The organism is Deinococcus soli (ex Cha et al. 2016) (genome assembly GCF_001007995.1).
Lineage (GTDB): Bacteria > Deinococcota > Deinococci > Deinococcales > Deinococcaceae > Deinococcus > Deinococcus soli.
Window position 1 is genome coordinate 2516706 of sequence record NZ_CP011389.1, and the last position, 21602, is coordinate 2538307.

Below are 21602 nucleotides of genomic sequence, written 5' to 3' on the forward strand. Positions count from 1 at the left end.
TCATGCCGTGAAGGTCATTCCGTCCCGCCCGCACGGCTGGACGCCTGAAACGGGCGTCCCGGTGCACGCATGAAACTCAGCCGCCTGCCGCCCGGCTTCGCGCTGGACACGGCCGCGCAGGGCCTCGCGCTGCGTGAGGAGGCCGTCACCGACGTGCGCCGCGAGTGGACGGACGACGGCTGGCATGCCGAGGCGACCGTCACCGACGCGGGCGTGCCCTACCACGCGACGGTGGACCTGCTGCCGCCGCCCGACCCGCAGCTGCGTGGCAGTTCCTGTACCTGCGGGCGCTACCGCTGCCGCCATGTGGCTGCGCTCGTGCTGGCGACCGACCCGCCCGCCGGGCCCCGCCCCGCGCCCCGCGACGCGGCTGAGGGCGGCAAACCCGCCCCCGCAGAGGAACCGCTGGATGCCCGCACGCAGCAGTGGCTGGCGGCCTTCACGGACACCCGCAGCCCCAGCCGGGGCCGTCAGTTCGAACTGCGCTACGTGCTGCGCTTCCTGCCGCCCGGCTCGTCCGCCGGGGGGCGGCGCGTGGCGCTGCAACTCCTGCGCGTGCCCCTGCGTGGCGAGCAGCCGGACGTGAAGGGCGCTGAACGCTACCCGATGCCCCGCAACCTCAGCAGCGCGCCTGCGTTCGTGCGCCGCGACTCGAACCTCCTGCGGCTGCTGGAGATGGCCACCACCGCCACGCACGAGCCCGGCCGCTGGCAGGAGGAACTGCACGCCCTGACGGACCACCCGGCCGCGGACCTGCTGCTGGAGCACCTGCTGGGCAGCGGCCGCTTATGCTGGGAGCGGCCCGAGCAGCCCCTCACGCGCGGCCCGGACCTGAGCGGGCAGCTGGCGTGGCTGAGTGACCCGCGCGGCGCGCAGACGCCCGCCGTGCACCTCCCGGACGCGCCGGACGCGCAGCTGCTGCCGGTCGCGCCCCCGTGGGCGGTGCGGCCCGGCGCGCTGAGCCTCTCGCGCGTGCAGACCGACGCCCCGGCGGAAGTGACTGCCCGCTTCCTGTCAGGCCCGGTGCTGCCGCCCGCGCAGGCGGTGGCGCTGGCCCACGCGATCACCGCTTCGGGTCTGAACCTCCCCATCCCGCAGACCGTGCAGGTGCGCGAGGAACGCCTGCCGTACACCCCGCAGCTGCACCTGCTGGCCCGCGAGGCCACCCACCACGCCTTCAGCGGTGCCCGGCACGCCGTGACGCTGCCCCTGGCGGAACTCCGGCACGCCTACGCGGGCCTGACCGTGCCCGACGACCACGCGGGCACCGGCCCCGCCGTGTTCCGGGGCGGCGTCCTGACCCGCGTCACCCGAGACCCGGAAGCGGAACGCGAGGCGGCACACACCGTCGCCCTGAGCGGTTTCATGCTCCTCGACGACGCCTACGGCCACGAGTACACCGTCCCCGGCGGCGAGCACCTCCTCACCCTCGGGGACGACGACGCCTGGATGGAGTTCATGCGCGCGGGCCGCGCCGACCTGGAAGCGCAGGGCTTCACCATCCACATCCACCCGGACTTCCCGCTGAACTTCGCGGAGATCACCGACTGGTACGGCGAGACCGACGACTCCCACGGCGGCTGGTTCACCCTCGACCTCGGTATCGTCGTGGACGGTCAGCGCCTCAGCCTGATTCCCATCCTGGCCGACCTGATCGCCCGCCAGCCGCAGCTGTTCACCCCCGAAGCCCTGGCGGAACTCAAGGACGACGAGGTCCTGCACGCCTCCCTCGGCGACGGCCGTCGCGTCGCCCTGCCTGCCGGACGCGTCCGCGCCATCCTGGGCGTCCTCGTGGAACTCAACCTCCGCGACCTGCCCCCCGGACCCCTGCGCCTCCCACTCCTCGACGCCGCCCGCGTCGCCCAGCTGGAAGAAGCCGTACAGGCCCGCTGGCTCGGCGCCGAACGCCTCCTCGACCTGGGCCGCCGCCTGCGCGACTTCCGGGGCGTGCAGGACATCACCCCCCCGCAGGGCCTGCGCGCCGACCTGCGCCCCTACCAGCGCCAGGGCGTTGCGTGGCTGCAATTCCTGCGCGAGTACGGCATGGGCGGCATCCTCGCCGACGACATGGGCCTGGGCAAGGCGCAGCCGCTCGACGCCCGCATCCTGACCCCGCTGGGCTGGCGCACCATGGGCGACCTCCAGGTCGGTGACTACGTGATCGGCCGCAACGGGCATCCGACCCAGGTGATCGGCGTGTACCCGCAGGGTGAACGCGACATCTACCGCGTGACCCTCACGGACGGAGCCAGCGTCGAGGTCGACGAGGAACACCTCTGGGCCGTGAACACCCCGGTCCGCAAGAAACGCGGACTGCCCGAACAGGTGCTCACCACCGCGCAGATTAAGGGCACCCTGACCGACGCGGCGGGCAACCTGAAGCACTACCTGCCGGTCGTGGAGGCGGTGCAGTTCGCGTCCCGTGACCTGCCCGTCGACCCCTACACCCTGGGAGCGCTGCTGGGCGACGGGCATCTCAGCCACAGCCTCGGGATCACGACTGAGGATGAGATCGTGTCCGCCCTCGCGCTGCCCGAACCGGTCGCCGCCCACCACGGGGCGCGCCTGACCCCGCATGTCAGCACGTACCGCCTCACCACGCCCGGCCAGTGGACGCCCAATCCCCTCAAGGACGCCCTGCGGACCCTGGGCCTGCATGGCACCACCAGTCACTCCAAGTTCATTCCCCCCGACTACCTGCTGGGCAGCCCGGCCCAGCGCCTCGCGCTCCTGCAGGGCCTGCTGGACACGGATGGGCACGCGGGCGAGGTCGTGGAGTACACCAGCGTGTCCAGGGAACTGGCGCTCGGCGTGGTGGAACTCGTGCAGTCCCTGGGCGGCACGGCGCGGCTGAAACCGAAAGTCACCACCCACGTGTATCAGGGCGAGCGGCGGACCGGGCAGGCGTGGCGCGTCACCCTGAAACTCCCGGCGCACCTCGACCCGTTCCGGCTCCCGGCCAAACTGGCCGCCTACGCCCGTCCGACCAAGTACCCGCCCACCCGCGGTGTCCGGCACGTCGAGTACGTGGGGCGCAAGCCCGCGCAGTGCATCGCGGTGGCCGCTGCCGACCGCCTGTACGTCACCGACCAGTACATCGTCACGCACAACACCGTTCAGACCCTGTCGCACCTGCTGCTGGAGAAGGAATCGGGCCGCGCGGACCGGCCCAGTCTGGTGATCGCGCCGACCAGCGTGATCGGCAACTGGCAGGCGGAAGCGGCGAAGTTCACGCCGGACCTGCGGGTGCTGACCCTGCACGGCAAGGACCGCCGCGCGCAGTTCGCGCAGATCCCGGGACATGACCTGATCCTCACGACGTACCCGCTGCTGCCGCGCGACATCACGGAACTGGGTGCCTTCGAGTACCACCTCGTGATCCTCGACGAGGCGCAGAACATCAAGAACACCCGCACGGCCGCCGCGAAGGCCGCCGGGAGCCTCAGCGCCCGCCACCGCCTCGCCCTGACCGGCACGCCGCTGGAAAACCACCTGGGTGAGCTGTGGTCGCAGTTCAACTTCCTCGCGCCGGGCCTGCTGCACGACGAGAAGACCTTCCGCGAGCTGTACCGCACGCCCATCGAGAAACGCGGCGAGGCGTCCCGCCGTCAGGCGCTGGCCGCCCGGGTGCGCCCGTTCATCCTGCGCCGCGAGAAACGCGACGTGGCGCGTGAACTGCCTCCCAAGACCGAGATCCCGGTGCGCGTCACGCTGGACGGCGACCAGCGCGACCTGTACGAGACGGTGCGCGTCACGACCGAAACCCGCGTCCGCGAGGAACTCCGCGCGCGCGGCCTGGCCCGCAGCACCATCGCCATCCTCGACGCGCTCCTCAAGCTGCGGCAGGCGGTCACCGACCCCCGGCTCGTGAAACTCGACGCGGCGCGCGGCGTGCAGAACAACGCCAAGTTCGACTGGCTCCAGGCGCACCTCCCGCAGATGATCGAGGAGGGCCGCCGCGTCCTGATCTTCAGCGGCTTCGCCACGCTGCTGCGCCACCTGGAAGACTGGCTGCGCGAGCAGCGCATCCCGTACTCCATGATCACCGGCAGCACCCAGGACCGCCAGGGTCAGATCGACGCGTTCCAGAGCGGCAAGACCCACGTGTTCCTGATCACCCTGAAGGCCGGGGGCGTCGGCCTGAACCTCACCGCCGCCGACACCGTCATCCACTACGACCCCTGGTGGAACCCGGCCGCCGAGGAACAGGCCACCGACCGCGCCTACCGCATCGGGCAGGACAAACCGGTGTTCGTGTACAAGCTGATCGCCGCCGGCAGCGTCGAGGAACGCATCCTCGACCTCCAGGCCCGCAAGGCGTCCCTGGCGCGCGGCATCCTTGACGGGGGCCTCAGTGACGCCACGCAGCTCACGCCCGCCGATCTCGACCGGCTGTTCGCGCCGCTGGAGGACGAGGAGGACGGCGACCTGCTCGAACGCGCCGGGGTGGCCGGGTAGGCCCGCTCCACCACCGCCGTTCCGCTTCAGAGGGTCGCCCCGCGCGGCCCTCTTCTCTATGCGGTCAGGAACCGGCGCGGCGGTCACGCGCCGGGCACGGCGTGGTCACGGGTGTGGGCGTGTCATGAGGCCCGGCTCTGGGCAGGCGGCGCGCTTCCGCCTCCCGGTTCACGGGGCCTTCGGGGGACTGATCCATGAGTCCTGACCGCCGCCGCCCTCCCGCCTCGGGACGGCCGCGCTGCTGCTCGCGCCGCCCGCCTGGGGCCGCCTCTGGCCCACCGACCTGCTGACCCGCGCCGGGACACCTCGTGTGGCTGCTGGAGGCCCTCCCCGCCGACGACCTGCCCCTGGCTGATCCACTGTGGGCCGGTCCAGGGGAGGACTGCCCCGCCGACGACTCCTGTGCCGGAACGGGGGAGAGGTGACCCCGAACAGACGATGAAAAACCCCCCACCCACAGGGGGCAGGGGGCGTTGGGGCAAGGAGCCTTAGTTGGTGTAGGTGACGTTCTCGTTGACGACGCCGGGGCGGGTATCGTCGTAGCTGCGGTTGCCGGTCACGGAGTCCGTGCTGGTGCTGCCCTCGCCGTACTTCTCGAGGGTGCGCTCGTCGGCGACCTGCATGTCCCGCACCGTCTGGAGGCCCGTCCCGGCGGGAATCAGCTTCCCGAGGATGACGTTCTCCTTCAGGCCGATCAGGTCGTCGACCTGGCCCTTCATGCTGGCCTCGGTCAGCACGTGGGTGGTGTGCTGGAAGCTCGCGGCGGACAGCCAGCTCTTGGTGGTCAGGCTGCTCTTGGTGATGCCCAGCAGGACGGGCTTCCAGGAGCTGGGGGTCTGGCCTTCCTCGAGCAGGTCGTTGGCCTGGTCGACTTCCCAGCGTTCCACGGTCTGCCCTTCGAGCAGTTCGGTGTCGCCGCCGTCGGTGATCTCGACCCAGCGGAGCATCTGGCGCACGATGACTTCGATGTGCTTGTCGTGCACCTTCACGCCCTGGCTGCGGTATACGCGCTGCACTTCTTCCACCAGGTAGCGCTGGGCGGCGTCGGTGTCCTTGTACAGCAGGAGGTCGTGGGGGTTGATGGCGCCGCGCGTGAGGGGCTGACCGGCTTCGACGCGGTCGCCGTCCTTGACGATCATGCGCAGGCCCTTGCTGATCTTCATGGCGGTCTTGCTGGAGTACTGGTCGTCGTCGGCCTCGATGCGCACGAGGTAGCGTTCCTCGTCCTCCTCGATGCGCACCACGCCGTCACGGTCGGCCACGGCCGCCGAGGTCTTGGGCTTGCGGGCTTCGAACAGTTCGATCACGCGGGGCAGACCCATGGTGATGTCCCCGCCGCCGCTGCCGGCGACCCCACCGGTGTGGAAGGTGCGCATGGTGAGCTGCGTGCCGGGCTCGCCGATGGATTCGGCGGCGACGACGCCGACCGCTTCGCCCATGCTGACGGGCTTGGCCTGCGAGAGGTCGTAGCCGTAGCACTTCTGGCACACGCCGCTCTTGACGCGGCAGTTCAGGGGCGTGCGGATGAACACGCTCTGGAGGGCCTTGGCGCTCTTGGTGATCGCCTTGACGTCTTCCAGGGAGAGCATCTCGCCCGCTTCGATGGTGCGCCCGTCGACCTCGACCGCGTCGGACAGGGTGCGGCCGTAGATGCTGGTCTCGATCTCGCTGCTCTTGCGGGTGCGCCACTCGCCGGTGCGCTCGTCGGTCGCGCCCAGGGGCATGACGGTGTAGTCGGTGGTGCCGCAGTCCACGTCGCGCACGACGACCTCGTGGGCCACGTCGACCAGCTTGCGGGTCAGGTAGCCGGAGTCGGCGGTACGCAGCGCGGTGTCCGCGCCACCCTTACGGGCGCCGTGGGTGGAGATGAAGTATTCCAGCACCGACAGACCCTCGCGGAAGCTGGCGCGGATCGGCACTTCGATGGTGCTGCCGTCGGGGCGGGCCATCAGGCCGCGCATCCCGGCGAGCTGCGTGATCTGCTGCGCGTTACCACGGGCGCCGGAGAGGCTCATGATCCACAGGGGGTTGAAGGGGTAGTTCTTGCCGAAGTTGTCGAACATGGCGTTCTTGACTTCGTCCTTCGTGTCGTTCCAGAGCTGCACGACCTGCTTGTAGCGCTCTTCTTCGGTCATGAAGCCGAACTCGAAGTTCTGCTCGATCTCGGCGACCTTGGCGTCCGCCTCGGCCAGGATCTCGGTCTTGGCGGGCGGGATGACGATGTCGTCGATGCCGATGGTGATGCCGGAGGTCGTGGAGAGCTTGAAGCCCGCGTCCTTCAGGCCGTCGAGCAGCCCGGCAGTCGCCTCGATCCCGAGGTGCTTGAAGCACGCCATGACCATGTCCTTGAGGTGGTCCTTCTCGTAGGCGGTCTCGAGGTTCACGAGGGTGTCCACGAGGTGCGCCTGCATGCCCAGGGCTTCCTGCACGATCCGGCGGAACATCACGCGGCCCGCGCTGGTGTCGTAGGTGACGCCGTTCAGGCGGATGCGGACGTAGTCCTGGTGGTCGATCTCGCCGCGTTCGACGGCCATGACGGCCTCGTCGGGGTTGCTGAAGATGTACTTCAGGCGGCCGGGGCTGGTCTCCTGACCGGCCACGACGATGGGGCTGTTCAGCGCGACCTTCCCGCCGTCGAGGGCGGCCAGGGCGGCCTGCTCGTCGGCGAATTCGCTGCCCGCGCCGAGGTTGTCCTTGCGCAGCAGGGTCAGGGTGAAGATCCCCAGGATGATGTCGCGGCTGGGCTTGACGTTCGGCTCGCCGTTCGCGGGGGACAGCAGGTTATGCGCGCTGAGCATCTGGATGCGCGCCTCGGCCTGCGCCTGGGCGCTCAGGGGGACGTGGATGGCCATCTGGTCGCCGTCGAAGTCGGCGTTGAAGGCTTCACAGACCAGCGGGTGCAGCTGGATGGACTGACCCTCGACGAGCACGGGCTCGAAGGCCTGGATGCCCAGTCGGTGCAGGGTGGGCGCGCGGTTGAGCAGCACGACCTTGTCCTCGATGACCTCTTCCAGGGCGTCCCAGACGCTGTCGCGGGTGTCGCGGTAGCGTTCGAGCATCTTGCGGGCCTGCTTGATGTTCGTGACCTCGCCCTTCTCTTCCAGCACCTTGAAAAGGAAAGGCTTGAAGAGTTCGAGCGCCATGCGCTTGGGCACCCCGCACTGGTGGAGTTTCAGCTGCGGGCCGACCACGATCACGCTGCGGCCGGAGTAATCCACGCGCTTCCCGAGCAGGTTCTGACGGAAGCGGCCCTGTTTCCCGCCGAGCAGGTCGGTCAGGGAGCGCAGGCTGCGGTCGGAGCCGGGGTTCGTGACGGGGCTGCCGCGGCGGCCGTTGTCGATCAGGGCGTCCACCGCTTCCTGAAGCATGCGCTTCTCGTTGCGGATGATCATGTCCGGCGCGCCCTGGCTCATGAGCTTCTTCAGGCGGTTGTTGCGGTTGATCAGGCGGCGGTACAGGTCGTTCAGGTCTGAGGTCGCGAAGCGGCCGCCGTCCACCTGCACCATCGGACGCAGGTCCGGGGGCATGACGGGCACGGTGTTCAGGATCATCCAGCTGGGGTGGTTGCCGCTGCGCTTGAACGCGCGGGTCACTTCCAGGCGCTTGCGGGCCTTGGCGCGCTTGTGGCGGCTGGAGTCCTTCATCATCTCGTTCAGCTCGACTTCCAGCTGATCGAGGTCGAGGTCGTCGAGCAGTTCCTTGACGGCCTCGGCGCCCATCTTGGCGTCGAAGTCGTAGGACTCGATGACGCGCACCTGCTTGCGCACGAGGTCGATCTCGATGCGGCCGCTGATCTCGCTGCGCAGGTCGCCCCCGTCGGCGAGTTCGTCACCGGGCTCGACGCGGTCGCCGTTCACGACGAGGGGCTCGTCGTTGTACGCGTAGACCTTCGCCTTGCTGACGATGATGCTGGCGGGGTTGTGCAGGGTGATGGTGCCGTCGGCGTCCGCGACGATCTCCTCTTCCTTGTCGATCGCGCCCACGACCTTCTGGCCCCTCTTGACCTCGCTGCCGTCCCCGATCAGGACGTGCATGGTGGGGTTGATGGGGTACTCGGCGCGGCGCGTCCAGTGCGCCGTGACCTGCACGTCGCCCTTCTTCTTGGGGAAGGTGACGCCGGACAGGCGGCTGTCGCGGCTGACGCGCAGGCGGGTGCCGCTCGCGGCGTCGGCCAGGGTGGCGCCGGCCTCGACGATCTCGCCGTGCACGACCTGCACGTTCATGCCGTGCGGGATGTACACGCGGGCCAGGACTTCACCGCTGGGGGTGCCTTCCTCGTCCACGCCCTCGCGCAGCTCGACCATGACGCTGTCCTCGCCCATCTCGTGCAGCACGACGGTGCCGTCCACGGGCGCGGTGATTTGCACGTCGCTTTCCAGCTCGGCGAGGATCTCACCGGCGCGGAAGGCATCCTGCTCGACCAGCGCCTCGGCGGGCACGGGCAGGGTCGCCTCGACTTCCTCGCTGTACGCGATGATCGCCCGGCGGGGGAAGCGGTACTGCGCCAGGCCGTCCATCTTGCTGACGACGTTGCCGCCCAGGATCTGACCGCGCGTGACGTACTCGCCGTCACGGATCTCGGCGTCGGTGCCGTTCGGGATGGAGTACGTTTCCTGACGGCCGAAGCGCAGTTCACGGTACTCGTCGTCGCTCAGCAGCTCGCCGCGCTTGAGGGGCCGACCGTCCTTCTGGGCGTTGCGGGGGTCGGTGACCAGGAAGGAGCTGAAGTACAGCACCTTCTCCAGCTGACCGGCCGAGAGGTCGAGCAGCGTGCCGATCTTGCTGGGGGTGTCCTTCACGTACCAGATGTGCGCGGCGGGCGTCGCCAGGTCGATGTGACCCATGCGGTAGCGGCGCACCTTGCTGCTCGTGACCTCAACGCCGCAGCGCTCGCAGACCTTGCCCTCGTAGCGCTGGCGCTTGTACTTCCCGCAGGCGCACTCGTAGTCCTTCTGCGGCCCGAAGATGCGCTCGTCGAACAGACCTTCGCGCTCGGGTTTCAGGGTGCGGTAGTTGATGGTTTCGGGCTTTTCAACCTCGCCGAACGACCACTCGCGGATCTTCTCCGGGCTGGCGATGGCGATACGAACTTTGTTGAAATCTTTCATTCGAACTCCTTCGGAGTTGTTGATGGAGGATGGAAGATAGTTGATGGATTGACGCGTCTGGGGTTGTTCTGTCAACCATCAACTATCAACAGGCGCGCAGCGCCTTTAGCGCTTGGGCATCATGCCTTCGAAGATGTCGACGGCCTTGTCGCCGTTGTCGAGCACTTCGACGTCGAGGCCCAGCGAGTGAAGTTCCTTGACGAGCACCTTGAACGACTCGGGGATGGTGCTGCCCGAGACTTCCTCGCCCTTGACGATGCTCTGGTACGCGGCGTCGCGGCCGTCGATGTCGTCGGACTTGATGGTGAGCATTTCCTGCAGGACGTGCGCGGCGCCGTACGCTTCGAGCGCCCACACTTCCATTTCCCCGAAGCGCTGGCCGCCGAACTGGGCCTTCCCGCCGAGGGGCTGCTGGGTGATGAGGCTGTAGGGGCCGGTGGAGCGGGCGTGCAGTTTGTCTTCCACCATGTGGTACAGCTTCATGACGTACATGGTGCCGACCACGACGGGGCCGCTGATGGGTTCGCCGGTGCGGCCGTCGTACAGGACGCTCTTGCCGGTGCGGCTGAGTTCCATCTGGGATTTCTCGTAGTCGCCGCTGGTGTCGCTGATCACGCCGAGTTTCGCGGCGCGGTCGAGGACTTCCTGCTCGCGCTTGTCGAGTTCGAAGCCGTCGTCCTTGTTGCGCTGGATGCGTTCGGCGGCGGCCACCTCAAGCATTTCCTTGATGGTCGCTTCGGTGACGGAGTCGAAGACCGGCGTCTCGAATTTCTGCCCCGTGAGGCGGGCCACTTCACCCAGGTGGGTTTCCAGGATCTGCCCGAGGTTCATGCGCGAGGGCACACCCAGGGGGTTGAACACGAGGTCGACGGGGGTGCCATCTTCGAGGTAGGGCATGTCCTCGGGGGCCATGATCTTGGAGACCACGCCCTTGTTCCCGTGGCGGTTGGCGACCTTGTCGCCTACCTGCAGCTGGCGTTTCTGGGCCACGTACACGCGGACCATTTCACGCACGCCGGGCTTGAGGTCCACGCCTTCGTCGCCGCGGCGGAAGCGGACGGTTTTCACGACGATGCCGCCCTGGCCGGACTGCACGCGCAGCGAGGTGTCCTTCACTTCGCGGGCCTTCTCACCGAAGATCGAACGCAGGAGGCGCTCTTCAGGGGTGGGTTCGCTTTCGCCCTTGAAGCTGGTCTTGCCGACAAGGATGTCGCCGGGTTTGACTTCGGCGCCCACGCGGACGATGCCGTCCTCGTCGAGGTCGCGCAGCGCGGCCTCACTGAGGCCGGGGATGTCGCGGGTGATCTTCTCGGGCCCGAGCTTGGTGTCGCGCGCCTCGATCTCGTCCTTCTCGATGTGCACGCTGGTGTAGAAGTCCTTGCGGACCAGGCCCTCGCTGATGCAGATCGCGTCTTCGAAGTTGAAGCCGTCGAAGGGCATGATCGCGATGGTGATGTTCTGACCCAGCGCGAGGCGACCGAGGTCGCTGGCGGGACCGTCGGCGATGACCTGACCGGCGCTCACCGTGTCACCGATGTCCACGATGGGGTGCTGGTCGAGGTTGGTGCCCTGGTTGCTGCGCGTGAAGCGCACGAGTTCGAAGGTGCGGACGTTGCCGGCGCTGTAGCCGATGGCGGGCGCGTCCTCGGTCAGGGTGACCTGGATGTTGCGGGCGTCCACGTACGTCACGCGGCCGGTCACGTCGCTCACGACGCTGGTGCCGCTGTCGGTCACCACGCGGCGCTCGACGCCGGTGCCCACGGCGGGGCTGTCGGCGCGCACGAGCGGCACGGCCTGCGACTGCATGTTGGAACCCATGAGCGCGCGGTTGGCGTCGTCGTGCTCCAGGAAGGGAATCAGGGACGTGTTGATGGACACGATCTGCTTGGGGGACACGTCCATGTAGTCCACTTCTTCCGGGGTGTACCACAGCGGGTCGCCCTTGCGGCGGGCCAGGACGCGCTCGTCACTGAAGGTGCCGTCCGGCTGCAGCGGGCTGTTCGCCTGCGCGACGGTGTAGCGGTCCTCGATGTCGGCGGTCATGTAGATCACGTCGTCGCTGACGCGGCCGTTCTCGACCTTGCGGTACGGGGCCTCGATGAAGCCCAGGTCGTTCACCTTCGCGTAGGAGGCCAGCGAGGAGATCAGGCCGATGTTGGCGCCTTCGGGCGTCTCGATCGGGCAGATGCGACCGTAGTGGGTCCGGTGCACGTCGCGCACGTCGAAGCCGGCGCGTTCGCGGGTCAGACCGCCCGGCCCCAGCGCGGAGATACGGCGCTTGTGGCGCAGGTCCGACAGGGGGTTGGTCTGGTCCTTGAACTGGCTGAGCTGGCTGCGGCCGAAGAATTCGCGCATGGCCGCCACGATGGGGCGGTTGTTCACGAGTTTCGTGGGGGTCGCGGCGTCGGGGTTGCCCAGCAGCATGCGCTCGCGCACGCCACGCGCCATGCGGCCCATGCCCACGCGCAGCTGGTCGGCGAGCAGTTCGCCCACGGTGCGCACGCGGCGGTTGCCGAGGTGGTCGATGTCGTCCTCGCCCACGGGCACGTCGTGCAGCACGCCGTCGCTGTCGGCCATGCTGACGGTCTCGCGGCCGTACTGCAGCGCCATCAGGTAGCGGATGGTGTCCACCAGGCCGGCGTCCGTGAACTTGCCGTCCTCGAAGTTCAGCAGGGTGCGCTCTTCACGCTGCACGCCCAGCTTGGTGTTCATCTTGAAGCGGCCGGGTTCGCCCAGGTCGTAGCGGCGGGGGTCGGCCAGCAGCCCGTACAGGTACTGGATGGCCTTGTCGCGCTTGGGCGGATCGCCGGGGCGCAGGACCGTGAACAGGCGCAGCAGGGCCTCGTCGGCGCCCATGCCCGCGCTCTTGTCCTCGGGGAGTTCCATGTCCGGCTCGAACTCCGTGAACAGCGCCTTGAGGCTGGCGTCGTCGTAGCCCAGGACGCGCAGCAGCATCGCCACGGGGAACTTGCGCTTGTTGACCTTCATTTCCAGGATGCCGCCCGCGAACTCCAGTTCGATCCAGGGGCCGCGCTTGGGCATGGGGATGATCGCGCCGGTGTACATCTTCTTGATGCCCTTGTAGGAGCTGGTGAAGTACACGCCGGGGCTGCGGTGGATCTGGGAGATGATCACGCGGTCCGCGCCGTTGATGACGAAGCTGCCGTCCTCGGTCATCAGGGGCAGGTCGCCCAGGAACACCTGGTCTTCCTTGATCAGGCCGCTGTCCTTGTGGATCAGCTGGAGCTTGGCGTACATGGGCGCCTGGTAGGTGACGTCCTTCTCGCGGCACTCCTCGGGGGTGTAGGGCGGCTCGCCCAGACGGTACTCCAGGAAGTCCAGCACCAGGCCCGTTGAGCGGCCCTTCTCGGTCTCGTCGATGGGGAAGACTTCCTTGAAGGCACTCTGCAGCCCGACGTTCTCGCGGCCGTCGGGGGCCCGGTCGGCCTGCAGGAAGGCCCTGAAGGAGTTCACCTGAATCTCGGTCAGGTTGGGAAGCGGAATCACGTCCGCGATGTCACCGAATCGCTCGATGCGGGGTCCTTTACCGGTCAAACTCATGTCCACCTCGCACGCCCTCTTGTGGATTCCCGCGTCTTTCCGGGGTGGAGAAACGACGCGTCCGGGAAGCGCGGCCCCCTGTGTGGTGCGGGCGCGTTCCCTGGAGAATGAATTAGTTTTGCAGACCCGTTCGCCGCAAAGAACTCCTGATCCGACCCATCATGGTCAGCACAGAGCAGTATACGCCCGTCCGGCATGACCGGTCAACGGGCGGCCGCAACGCGGGGCGGGCGCGGGTGATGGCGCGAAGTATGGCGCACATCCCCTCCCGGAATCAATCCACCCCGAACCTCAGCCGGACTTCACGATGATGGGCAGGAATTCCCGGCCGCGCCCCGTAGCATGAGAGCGTGGACGCCCTTGCCCCCTACCTGCCGCTGATCTACACCATCCTGCGCGGTCTGGCCCTGATCGGTCTGATCCACGCGATCGTCACGCGGCAGCAGGTGTACTGGATCGTCATGCTGCTGTTCGGCGCGCTGTTCGGCGGCCTGTTCGGACTGGCGTTCGCCGCCGTGTACACCTTCATGGTCCTGATCCCCGCCGCGCGCGGGGGCGGCCGCGTGGCCGGGCAGGCCGTGGCGCGCGGCGTCGAGGCCCTCAAGCCCCTGGACACCCGCATCCGCGAGGCGCATGAGCGCCTGACCGAGAGTGATACCCTCCAGCACCGCGCGGACCTGGCCGCGCTGCAGGCCCGCGCGGGTCGCCCGGACGACGCACAGGCCACCCTCGCGCCCCTGCTGAGTGGCATCTACGCCGACGACCCGGTCGTGCTGCTCACCAGCGCCGAACTCGACCTCGCCCGGGGCGACTTCAGCGCCGCCGAGGGCAAACTCACCCGCGTGGACCTGCGCACCAGCGCCGCCACCCGCACCCGGACCCTCACCCTGCTGGCGCAGGCGCAGGCCGCCCAGGGCAAACCCGACGCCGACCAGACGTACCGCGACGCCATCACGGGCGCCACCACCGAGGAACCCCGCGCCCGCTACGCCGCGTACCTGATCGGCCAGGGCCGCGCCGCCGACGCCCGCACCCTGCTCGACCAGATCGCCAAGACCGAATCGCGCGCCACGAATCTGTACAAGCGCCAGGAACGCGAGTGGTTCCAGATGGCCGCCGGGCTGCGCAAAGAGCTGAAGTGATCGCCGTGCCGGTCTACCTGTACGACCCGCCCAGCCCGCCGCACCCTGCCCAGATCCGGCGGGTGGATGGTGCCCAGACGGTCTGGACGCTGCCCATTCCCGCCGAACTGACCCGGCAATCCGCGCAACTGGGCCTGGGGGGCCTGTGGGTCAGCCTGTGCCCCACAGGCAGCGTCACCGCGGCGTCCGCGTGCGAGACGTGGCAGCTGAACCCGGACACCGGCGCGCGCCTGAACAGCTGGCCGGGCGAGCTGTGGACCGCGCAGACCGACGCGGTGGTGCTCGTCACCGACCGCTCCAGATCCTTTGACGCCTTGGATGTGTTCACCTTCCAGGCGACCGTCGTGCAGGCCGCCGGGCCGCGCGCCGTGACCGGCCAGCTCAGCGCCCGGCCTCACTGCGGCGGGTTCGATGTGCTGGGCCTGCGCTGGATGGGGGAGACCCTTCGCCTGAGCGCCCGCGACGGCTGCGGCCTCTGGACGAAGCGGTTCGGAGGCTCACCATGACGGCACCAGATGAGGCCGTGGTCGTGGTGACTGAACTGAGTGAGTCCCGCGTGCCCGTCGGCGTGACCGGGGCAGGGGAGTGGGTGTATCTCGCGCGGGAAGGCGGGTGGTCGTCGTTGACCGACTCGTCCCCGGTCTTTATGGTCACGGTGTTGCCGCAGGGGGCCGCGTTTCACTCCGATCTGCGGGACCAGCTGATCGCCGCAGGCCTCACCCCGTCCCTGGCGGACACCTTCCCGGTTGATTCGAGTATCCGGCTGGGCCTGACTTGGCCCACGGAGTTCTGGCAGCAGGCCGCGCTGGACTGGCTGGAGCGGGAGGGAGGTACTGAGGCGTTTCTCCTTGAGCTGGAGGCCCTCGTGCACACAGGTGGGACGCAGCGGATTCGTCATACCGCCCGGCGACTGGTGAGGGGCATTACGGGGGCTTCATCGCCATGAAGTGAAGGGTCAGGTGGTGGGTTCACCGCGCACTCGGAGGTCGGCCAGCGCAACTGCATCTCCAGTCTGTTCAAAGGCTTGACGCGCCTCATCCCATTCGGTCTGGGCTTTCTGAGTGTTCCCCTGGCGTGCCCACCAGTCCCCGCGTCCCCGGTGGGCGCACCCCAGCGCGGTGAGATCACCACACTGCTGCGCTGCCAGGAGGCAGCGTTCGAAATGCTCCCAGGCTGCTGTGTGGCGCCGCAGATGGAGCGCCGTCCACCCAAGCTCATAGGCATTGATGGTCACGGACAGGGGAGGGTTGCCCAGACGGTCGATCAGGCGTTGTTCACGCTGGAAGGTGCGGTGGGCCGCGGTCCACTGACCGTCCAGTCGCTGGGTCATGCCGATCTGATGCAGGGCGCGGTGGGCGGCGCCGTGATCCGCCCGGGTCTTTGCCTCGCGGAAGAGGGTGCGGTAGAGCCGGGCTGCGGCCCGGGGTTCACCCAGCAGGGCGCGGCAGAACGCGAGGCCGAAGCGGGCGCCATCCCGTTCGCTGGGTGGCAGCATCGACTGGGTGAGCACCTGCTGGAAGGTGCGCCGCGCGGCTTCGGTCTGACCGGATTGAAGCAGTGCCCACGCAGCGTCGGAGGTCATGCTGCACTGTATCCGGGTGCTGATCGAACTAGGCCATCTTTATTAGCCGGGTAGTATTGCTCTCTGTAATTCACCCGGGTAATATCGGTGCATGGAAACCGAAGCGACCTTCACCACCTTCGAGGGACCCACCCGCCGCCTGACCGCGCCCCTCGCCGCCACCCTCACCCTGCTGCACGCCGGGCCGCGCGCGGGCCTGCTGACCTTCGACGACCGCACCGGCCGGAGCGCGGACTTCGACCTGAGTGGCACCCTGGACGAGGTGCTGGCCCGTCACCTGCCACCCGAGCCGCGCAGTGGCCCGGGCCGCCCAAAACTGGGCGTCGTGTCCCGGGAAGTCTCGCTGCTGCCCCGGGACTGGGAGTGGCTGGAACGCCAGCGCGGCGGGGCGTCCGCCGCGCTGCGCCGCCTGATCGACGAGGCCAGAAGGGCCGATCCGGATGGCGAACGCCGCGCGCAGGCCCAGGCGGCCGCCGACCGTTTCCTGGGCGCGGTGGGCGGGGACCTGCCGGGCTTCGAGGCCGCCACCCGCGCCCTGTACGCCGGGCAGCGCGCCGCCTTCGAGGACGCGCTGGCCGCGTGGCCGCCGGATGTCCGCACGCACGCCCTGTACCTCGCCGCGCCCGCCCTGGAGGCGCAATGAAGCACACGCCCCGCCCTGGCATCTACCGCGTGCGGCACACCGCGTCGGGCCGCAGCCTGATCGGCGGCAGCGTGGACGCCCCCGCGTACCTGAACCGGGTCCGCTTCGAGTTACAGCTGGGGTCGCACCGCACGCCCGCCCTTCAGCGAGACTGGACGCAGGACGGCCCGGACGCCTTCACGTTCGAGGTGCTGGATGACCTGAAGCCCGGTCCGGCGGGTCGGGTGTCGCCGGACGACCTGAAGGAGTTGCTCTCGTTATGGCAGGAGAAACTGAACTGGTCCCCCACGCAGGAGTACTGAACGCCCGGACGCCCGCTGCCGACCTGGCCGACCTGGCCCGCCATCCGGACCCGGGCGTGCGCGCGCAGGTGGCGCGGCACCCGAACACGCCCGCCGCCGTGCTGGGCGCCCTGACCGCCGACTTCCCGCAGGAGGTGCTGGCGAACCCGGCCCTCCCGCTGCTGCGGCTGGCCGACCCACACCTGCTGCGTGGCTGGCCCGACGCGGCCTTTCACGCCCTGCTGCGCCGTCCGGACGTCCCGGTGTGGGTCCGCACCCACCTGATCCGGCACGCCCGCCCGGAACTCCTGATCCCGCTCGCGCAGCATCCCTGCCTTCAGGAACCGGAGGTGCTGATCCTGGCGCGGCACGCGGCGTGGCTGGTCCGCGCCCGGATCGCGGCCCGGCCTGTCCTGCCCCCGGACCTGCTGGCCGCTCTGGCCGCCGACCCGGATTACGGCGTGCGACTGGCCGTCGCGTCCCGCCCGTCGCTGCCTGCGGGCGTGGCGGCGGTGCTGCGGCAGGACACCTCGCGGTTCGTGCGGCAGGTCGCCGAGCAGGCGCACCCGGCACGGCACTAAAAAACCCCCAGCCGGAGCTGGGGGTGCACTCCCGGTGAGGGGGGACTTACTTGAGTTCGACCTTGGCGCCAGCGGCTTCCAGCTGGGCCTTGATCTTCTCGGCGTCGTCCTTGCTGGCGCCTTCCTTCAGCACGCCGCCCTTCTCGCTCATGTCCTTGGCTTCCTTGAGGCCCAGGCCGGTGATGGCGCGGATTTCCTTAATGACGTTGATCTTGCTCGCGCCGGCGTCCACCAGGACGACGTCGAACTCGGTCTTCTCTTCGGCGACGGGGCCGGCAGCGGCGGCGGGGCCGGCGGCGACGGCGGCGGTGACGCCCCAGGTTTCCTTCAGACCGTCGATGAGGTCCGCGAGTTCCATGATGGTGAGGGTGCCGAGCTGGTCGATCAGAGCCTGTTTGTCGTAAGCCATGTTGTATTCCTCCGGAATTGAAGTGGGTGGTGCGCGCCTGGGCTCAGCCCGGGCGCAGGGCCGGGTTTAGGCCTGGCCTTCGAGTTTTTCTTTGTACGCTTCGAGGATGCCCACGAAGTTGCTGAGGTGGGCGCTGAGCACGCCGACCAGTTCGCCCTGCAGGCTCTGCTTGCTGCCGAGGCTGGCGAGACGTTCCACAACTTTCACGTCCACGCGGTTGCCTTCGACGAAGCCGGCTTTCACGGCGGGGATGCCCTTGTCGTTGCCCTTGGCGGCGTCGCTGAGGGCCTTGGCCACTCCGGCGGGGTCGTCCTGAGCCACGACGATGGCGCTGGGGCCTTTCAGGGCGTCCGCGAAGTCGCGGCCGCTGTCCTGGAGGGCCAGGTTGATCAGGGTGTTCTTGGCAACGATGAGCTGCCCGCCCTTCTCGCGGATGTCTTTGCGCAGTTTACCCAGCTGGCCGGCGGTCAGGCCCTGGTAGTCGACGACGTAGAACGTCTCGACGCCCGTGAGGCTGCCTTTCAGGCTGCTGAGGGTCTGCTGGTTCTTTTCGTTCGCCACGCAGTACCTCCTTGGTGGGAACGAGGTCCAGGTGCACGGTCGCGCCCTGGCAACTCGGCGGGCTGTTTAAACCTGGCAAGGGTCCCCGCTGTCTTTGGTGCCTGAGAAGAAACGGATTGGAAAGGTGCGAGGTGCACCGGGGTGCCGATAAGAAGTGCCGATGGGGAAGATTGATGGTCAATGGTTTTTTCGATCAACCATCAACCTTTACCCATCAACGGTCCTGCTTAGGCGTTGCTGCCGCCGCTGAGGGTCAGCTGGATGCTGGGGCCCATGGTGGTGGTCAGGTACGCGCTGCGCAGGAACACGCCCTTGGCGCTGCCGGGCTTGGCGGCTTCGAGGGCACTGATCAGCGCGCTGTAGTTGGCGCTGAGGTTGCCGGGCTCGAAGCTGGCCTTGCCGATGGGGGCGTGCACGACGCCGGTCTTGTCGTTCCGGAACTCGATGCGGCCGGCCTTGAGGCCCTTGACCATACCGGTCACGTCGGGGCCGACGGTGCCGCTCTTGGGGTTGGGGAGCAGGCCGCGGGGCCCGAGCAGACGCGCGAGCTTCTGGCCGACCTGGGCCATCATGTCGGGGGTGGCGACGACGGCGTCGAAGTCCATGAACCCACCGGCGATGCGCTCGATCAGTTCGTCGCTGCCGACCACGTCGGCGCCAGCGGCCTCGGCGGCCTGCACGTTGTCACCCTTGGTGATCACGGCGACGCGCACGGTGCGGCCGGTGCCGTGGGGCAGGGCGACGGTGCCACGCACGTTCTGGTCGCTCTTGCGGGGGTCGATGCCCAGACGGAAGTGCACTTCGACGGTCTCGTCGAACTTCGCGTTGGCGATGTCCTTGACCAGCGCGGCGGCTTCGTCGATGGTGTACTGCTTGCTGCGGTCGACCTTGGCGGTCAGCGCCTGGTAACGCTTGCCGTGCTTAGGCATTGGGGGCCCCCTCGATGGTCACGCCCATGGAGCGGGCGGTGCCGGCGACGGTGTTCGCGGCGGCTTCGATGCTGCCGGCGTTCAGGTCGGGCATCTTCGTCTTGGCGATTTCCAGGACCTGATCCCAGTTCAGCTTGCCGACCTTGGCTTTGTTGGGGGTCGCGCTGCCCTTGGCCAGACCTGCGGCCTTGCGGATCAGGTAGCTCATGGGGGGGGTCTTGGTGATGAAGGTGAAGGAGCGGTCGGCGTAGATGGTGATCTCGACGGGGATGATCGCGTCACCCTTGTCGGCCGTCTGCGCGTTGAACGCCTTCGTGAACTCCATGATGTTCGCGCCGTACTGACCGAGCGCGGGACCCACGGGGGGGGCCGGGGTGGCCTTGCCCGCCGGGAGCTGCAGTTTGACGAGCCCTGCGACTTTCTTCATGTGGTGCCTCCTTAGCTCCCCCGGTCTGGTGCCGTTTTTGGCCCGGACGGGGTGCTGGCGCTAAGTTCTGCGTCGTTCCTGGGCCGGAATGGTCTCTGGCCTGAAACGCACAGCAACTTTTTCAGTGTACTGCCTGCGCCGCACTTTTACCAGTAGGGTGCGGGTAGGCGCGGGCGGTGTGGAATGTTACTTGGCGACCTGACCGAAGTCGAGTTCCACCGGGGTCTCGCGGCCGAAGATACTGACGAGCACCTTGACCTTCGCCTGGGGAATGTTGACCTCGCTGATGACGCCGCTGAAGTCCGCGAACGGACCGCCCGTGACGCGCACCATGTCCCCGGCCTTGAAATCCACCTTGACCTTGGGGGCCTCTTCCTGTACAGGCTGCGTGGCGACGCCAACGCTGGCCAGCAGGCGCTGGACTTCCTCGTGCGACAGGGGCACGGGGCGGGTGGCAGTGCCGACGAAGCCGGTCACGCCGTTGGTGCCGCGCACCACTTCCCAGGACTCGCCCAGCTCGCCGGGCGCGTCGTCATCCTCGACGTCCATCTGCACGAAGACGTAGCCGGGGAACAGCTTGCGCGTGACCTCGACCTTCTTGCCGCCCTCCTGCAGTTCGACCGCCTTCTCTTCCGGCTGGATGACCTGGAAGATCTTGGTGCCGCGCATGCCGAGCTTCGTGGCGCGTTCCATCAGGTGCTGCTGAACGCGGTCTTCCTGACCGACGTAGGTGTGCACGGCGTACCATTCGATACTCATGACAGCACCAGCCGGATCAGGTTCCCGAACAGCAGGTCGAGGGCGTACACGATCAGGGTGAGGGCGACGACGAAGATCAGCACGGCCTGCGTGCCTTCCAGCACCTGCTGGCGGGTCGGCCACGACACGCGCGAGAGTTCAGCGCGGGAGTCGCGGAAGTACTGAATCAAGTTCATGCAATCACCTGCGGGAGAAAAAGGCGTGGAACGAACCGGCGACGGGCCCCCCGGGAGAGCCGGAGGGCCGGAGCGGGATCAGACCTTCTTCTCTTTGAAGACCACGTGCTTCTTGGCGACGGGGTCGTACTTGCGCAGTTCCATCTTCGCCTGGGTGTTGCGGCGGTTCTTGGTGGTCGTGTAGTAGAAGCCGGTGCCGGCACTGCTTTCCATTTTCACGATGATGCGGGGGCCGTCTTTCGCCATGGGATGCTCCTTCGCAGAGGGCCGCTGGCCCACTCAGGGTTCGCGGCGTGTCTGCTCCCAGCCCCTCCGGGCCTTCCCGGAGAGATCCTCGCCCGCACGGTGGCGGGGTCGGACACGCTGGTAAAAGCCCGCCTTCTGGCGGGCAACATTCGAATTATAGGGAGTCCATCGTCAGGTGTCCACTGTGACTGGCAGACCAGTCGGGAAACCGTCGATGCTGCGCTGGTTTTTTCGTTGCTGGTACGCCTGCAGTTCCCCGGGGCTCTGGGCCTGCGCCCAGCGGCTGAGCGCCCCGCGGTCTGCCACGAAGTCCATCAGTGGAACGGCCATGCCGCAGGACGTCTGCACCAGATCGATATCCAGCACGAACACCTGCCGCGCGCCCGGTAGCGGCGGAAAGAGCGCCGTCCACTCGGCCCACGCGGGTTCACCCGCGTGGATGGCGTGCGCCTGACCGTACAGCCGCATGATCAGCGGCGGGCCGCTCAATGCGCAGAACATCAGCGTCATGCGGTCCGAGCGGAGCAGATGTGCGGCCGTCTCGTTGCCACTGCCGGTCACGTTCAGCCACGCGACCCGGTTCGGTCCCAGGATCCGCAGGCTGTCCATGCCCTTGGGAGATACGTTCACCCGGCCCTCCGGGGCGGCGGTGCCCACGAAGAACAGGTGCTGCGCTTCAATGAACGTCCGCAGGTGATCGTTGATGCCCGGCAAGTGCTGGCCCATATGTCAGGGTACG

At 68.2% G+C, this 21602-nt stretch carries 18 protein-coding genes; 7 read left to right on the plus strand and 11 right to left on the minus strand.

The genetic code is table 11. The features are described 5' to 3' along the window. Positions 1-69: 69 nt before the first annotated feature. On the plus strand, positions 70-4458 hold the full coding sequence (locus tag SY84_RS16555; RefSeq protein WP_046844249.1) for an SNF2-related protein: 4389 nt from the start codon (positions 70-72) through the stop codon (positions 4456-4458). 488 nt (positions 4459-4946) lie between these two features. Here SY84_RS16555 and SY84_RS12280 read toward each other — a convergent pair whose 3' ends face one another. After that, positions 4947-9566 (minus strand): DNA-directed RNA polymerase subunit beta', encoded by a 4620-nt coding sequence (locus tag SY84_RS12280; protein WP_046844250.1) that lies wholly within the window; start codon positions 9564-9566, stop codon positions 4947-4949. Between the two features lie 105 nt (positions 9567-9671). After that, positions 9672-13127, minus strand: coding sequence for a DNA-directed RNA polymerase subunit beta (locus SY84_RS12285; protein WP_046844251.1), 3456 nt, complete (start codon positions 13125-13127; stop codon positions 9672-9674). A 350-nt stretch (positions 13128-13477) separates the two neighbouring features. Between SY84_RS12285 and SY84_RS12290 the strand changes: the two genes are divergently transcribed. From SY84_RS12290 to SY84_RS12300, 3 genes are read left to right on the plus strand one after another with little or no spacing between them, the layout of a single operon-like run. Further along, positions 13478-14269, plus strand: a complete 792-nt coding sequence (locus SY84_RS12290) for a tetratricopeptide repeat protein (protein ID WP_046844252.1) — start codon at positions 13478-13480, stop codon at positions 14267-14269. Further along, positions 14266-14775: a hypothetical protein gene (locus SY84_RS12295; RefSeq protein WP_046844253.1), complete on the plus strand. Its 510-nt coding sequence runs from the start codon at positions 14266-14268 to the stop codon at positions 14773-14775. Before SY84_RS12290 ends, SY84_RS12295 begins: the two co-directional genes overlap by 4 nt. Next, a complete protein-coding gene (locus SY84_RS12300) occupies positions 14772-15215 on the plus strand; it encodes a hypothetical protein (RefSeq protein ID WP_157882979.1) in 444 nt (147 codons plus the stop codon). The genes SY84_RS12295 and SY84_RS12300 overlap by 4 nt, the downstream gene beginning before the upstream one ends. A gap of 9 nt (positions 15216-15224) precedes the next feature. Here SY84_RS12300 and SY84_RS12305 read toward each other — a convergent pair whose 3' ends face one another. Continuing rightward, entirely contained in the window at positions 15225-15851 is a 627-nt protein-coding gene (locus SY84_RS12305) for a tetratricopeptide repeat protein (protein WP_046844255.1), read from the minus strand. Positions 15852-15942: 91 nt separating this feature from the next. Here SY84_RS12305 and SY84_RS12310 point away from each other — a divergent pair, with 91 nt between their 5' ends. From SY84_RS12310 to SY84_RS12320, 3 genes are read left to right on the plus strand one after another with little or no spacing between them, the layout of a single operon-like run. Beyond that, complete coding sequence (locus SY84_RS12310) at positions 15943-16494, plus strand: DUF2239 family protein (protein ID WP_046844256.1); 552 nt, start codon at positions 15943-15945, stop codon at positions 16492-16494. Next, positions 16491-16796: a GIY-YIG nuclease family protein gene (locus tag SY84_RS12315; RefSeq protein WP_046844257.1), complete on the plus strand. Its 306-nt coding sequence runs from the start codon at positions 16491-16493 to the stop codon at positions 16794-16796. The genes SY84_RS12310 and SY84_RS12315 overlap by 4 nt, the downstream gene beginning before the upstream one ends. Further along, a complete protein-coding gene (locus tag SY84_RS12320) occupies positions 16754-17356 on the plus strand; it encodes a hypothetical protein (RefSeq protein WP_046844258.1) in 603 nt (200 codons plus the stop codon). The genes SY84_RS12315 and SY84_RS12320 overlap by 43 nt, the downstream gene beginning before the upstream one ends. 46 nt (positions 17357-17402) lie before the next feature. Here the strand turns inward: SY84_RS12320 and rplL are convergent, their stop codons facing one another. The 8 genes from rplL to SY84_RS12360 form a co-directional block, all read right to left on the minus strand. Further along, entirely contained in the window at positions 17403-17765 is a 363-nt protein-coding gene (gene rplL / locus SY84_RS12325; protein ID WP_046844259.1) for a 50S ribosomal protein L7/L12, read from the minus strand. A 66-nt stretch (positions 17766-17831) separates the two neighbouring features. Beyond that, positions 17832-18326 (minus strand): 50S ribosomal protein L10, encoded by a 495-nt coding sequence (gene rplJ / locus SY84_RS12330; protein ID WP_046844260.1) that lies wholly within the window; start codon positions 18324-18326, stop codon positions 17832-17834. A gap of 227 nt (positions 18327-18553) precedes the next feature. Beyond that, positions 18554-19255 (minus strand): 50S ribosomal protein L1, encoded by a 702-nt coding sequence (rplA, locus tag SY84_RS12335; protein WP_046844261.1) that lies wholly within the window; start codon positions 19253-19255, stop codon positions 18554-18556. Continuing rightward, the gene (gene rplK, locus SY84_RS12340; protein ID WP_046844262.1) at positions 19248-19682 is read right to left on the minus strand and encodes a 50S ribosomal protein L11; all 435 of its coding nucleotides are present in this window, start codon (positions 19680-19682) and stop codon (positions 19248-19250) included. The genes rplA and rplK overlap by 8 nt, the downstream gene beginning before the upstream one ends. 186 nt (positions 19683-19868) lie before the next feature. Further along, the gene (gene nusG / locus SY84_RS12345) at positions 19869-20441 is read right to left on the minus strand and encodes a transcription termination/antitermination protein NusG (protein WP_046844263.1); all 573 of its coding nucleotides are present in this window, start codon (positions 20439-20441) and stop codon (positions 19869-19871) included. Next, positions 20438-20617, minus strand: coding sequence for a preprotein translocase subunit SecE (secE, locus tag SY84_RS12350; RefSeq protein WP_046844264.1), 180 nt, complete (start codon positions 20615-20617; stop codon positions 20438-20440). The genes nusG and secE overlap by 4 nt, the downstream gene beginning before the upstream one ends. A gap of 78 nt (positions 20618-20695) precedes the next feature. Beyond that, a complete protein-coding gene (gene rpmG / locus SY84_RS12355; RefSeq protein ID WP_022800165.1) occupies positions 20696-20863 on the minus strand; it encodes a 50S ribosomal protein L33 in 168 nt (55 codons plus the stop codon). A gap of 171 nt (positions 20864-21034) precedes the next feature. Then, positions 21035-21589 (minus strand): pyridoxamine 5'-phosphate oxidase family protein, encoded by a 555-nt coding sequence (locus tag SY84_RS12360; protein ID WP_046844265.1) that lies wholly within the window; start codon positions 21587-21589, stop codon positions 21035-21037. Positions 21590-21602: the final 13 nt, after the last annotated feature.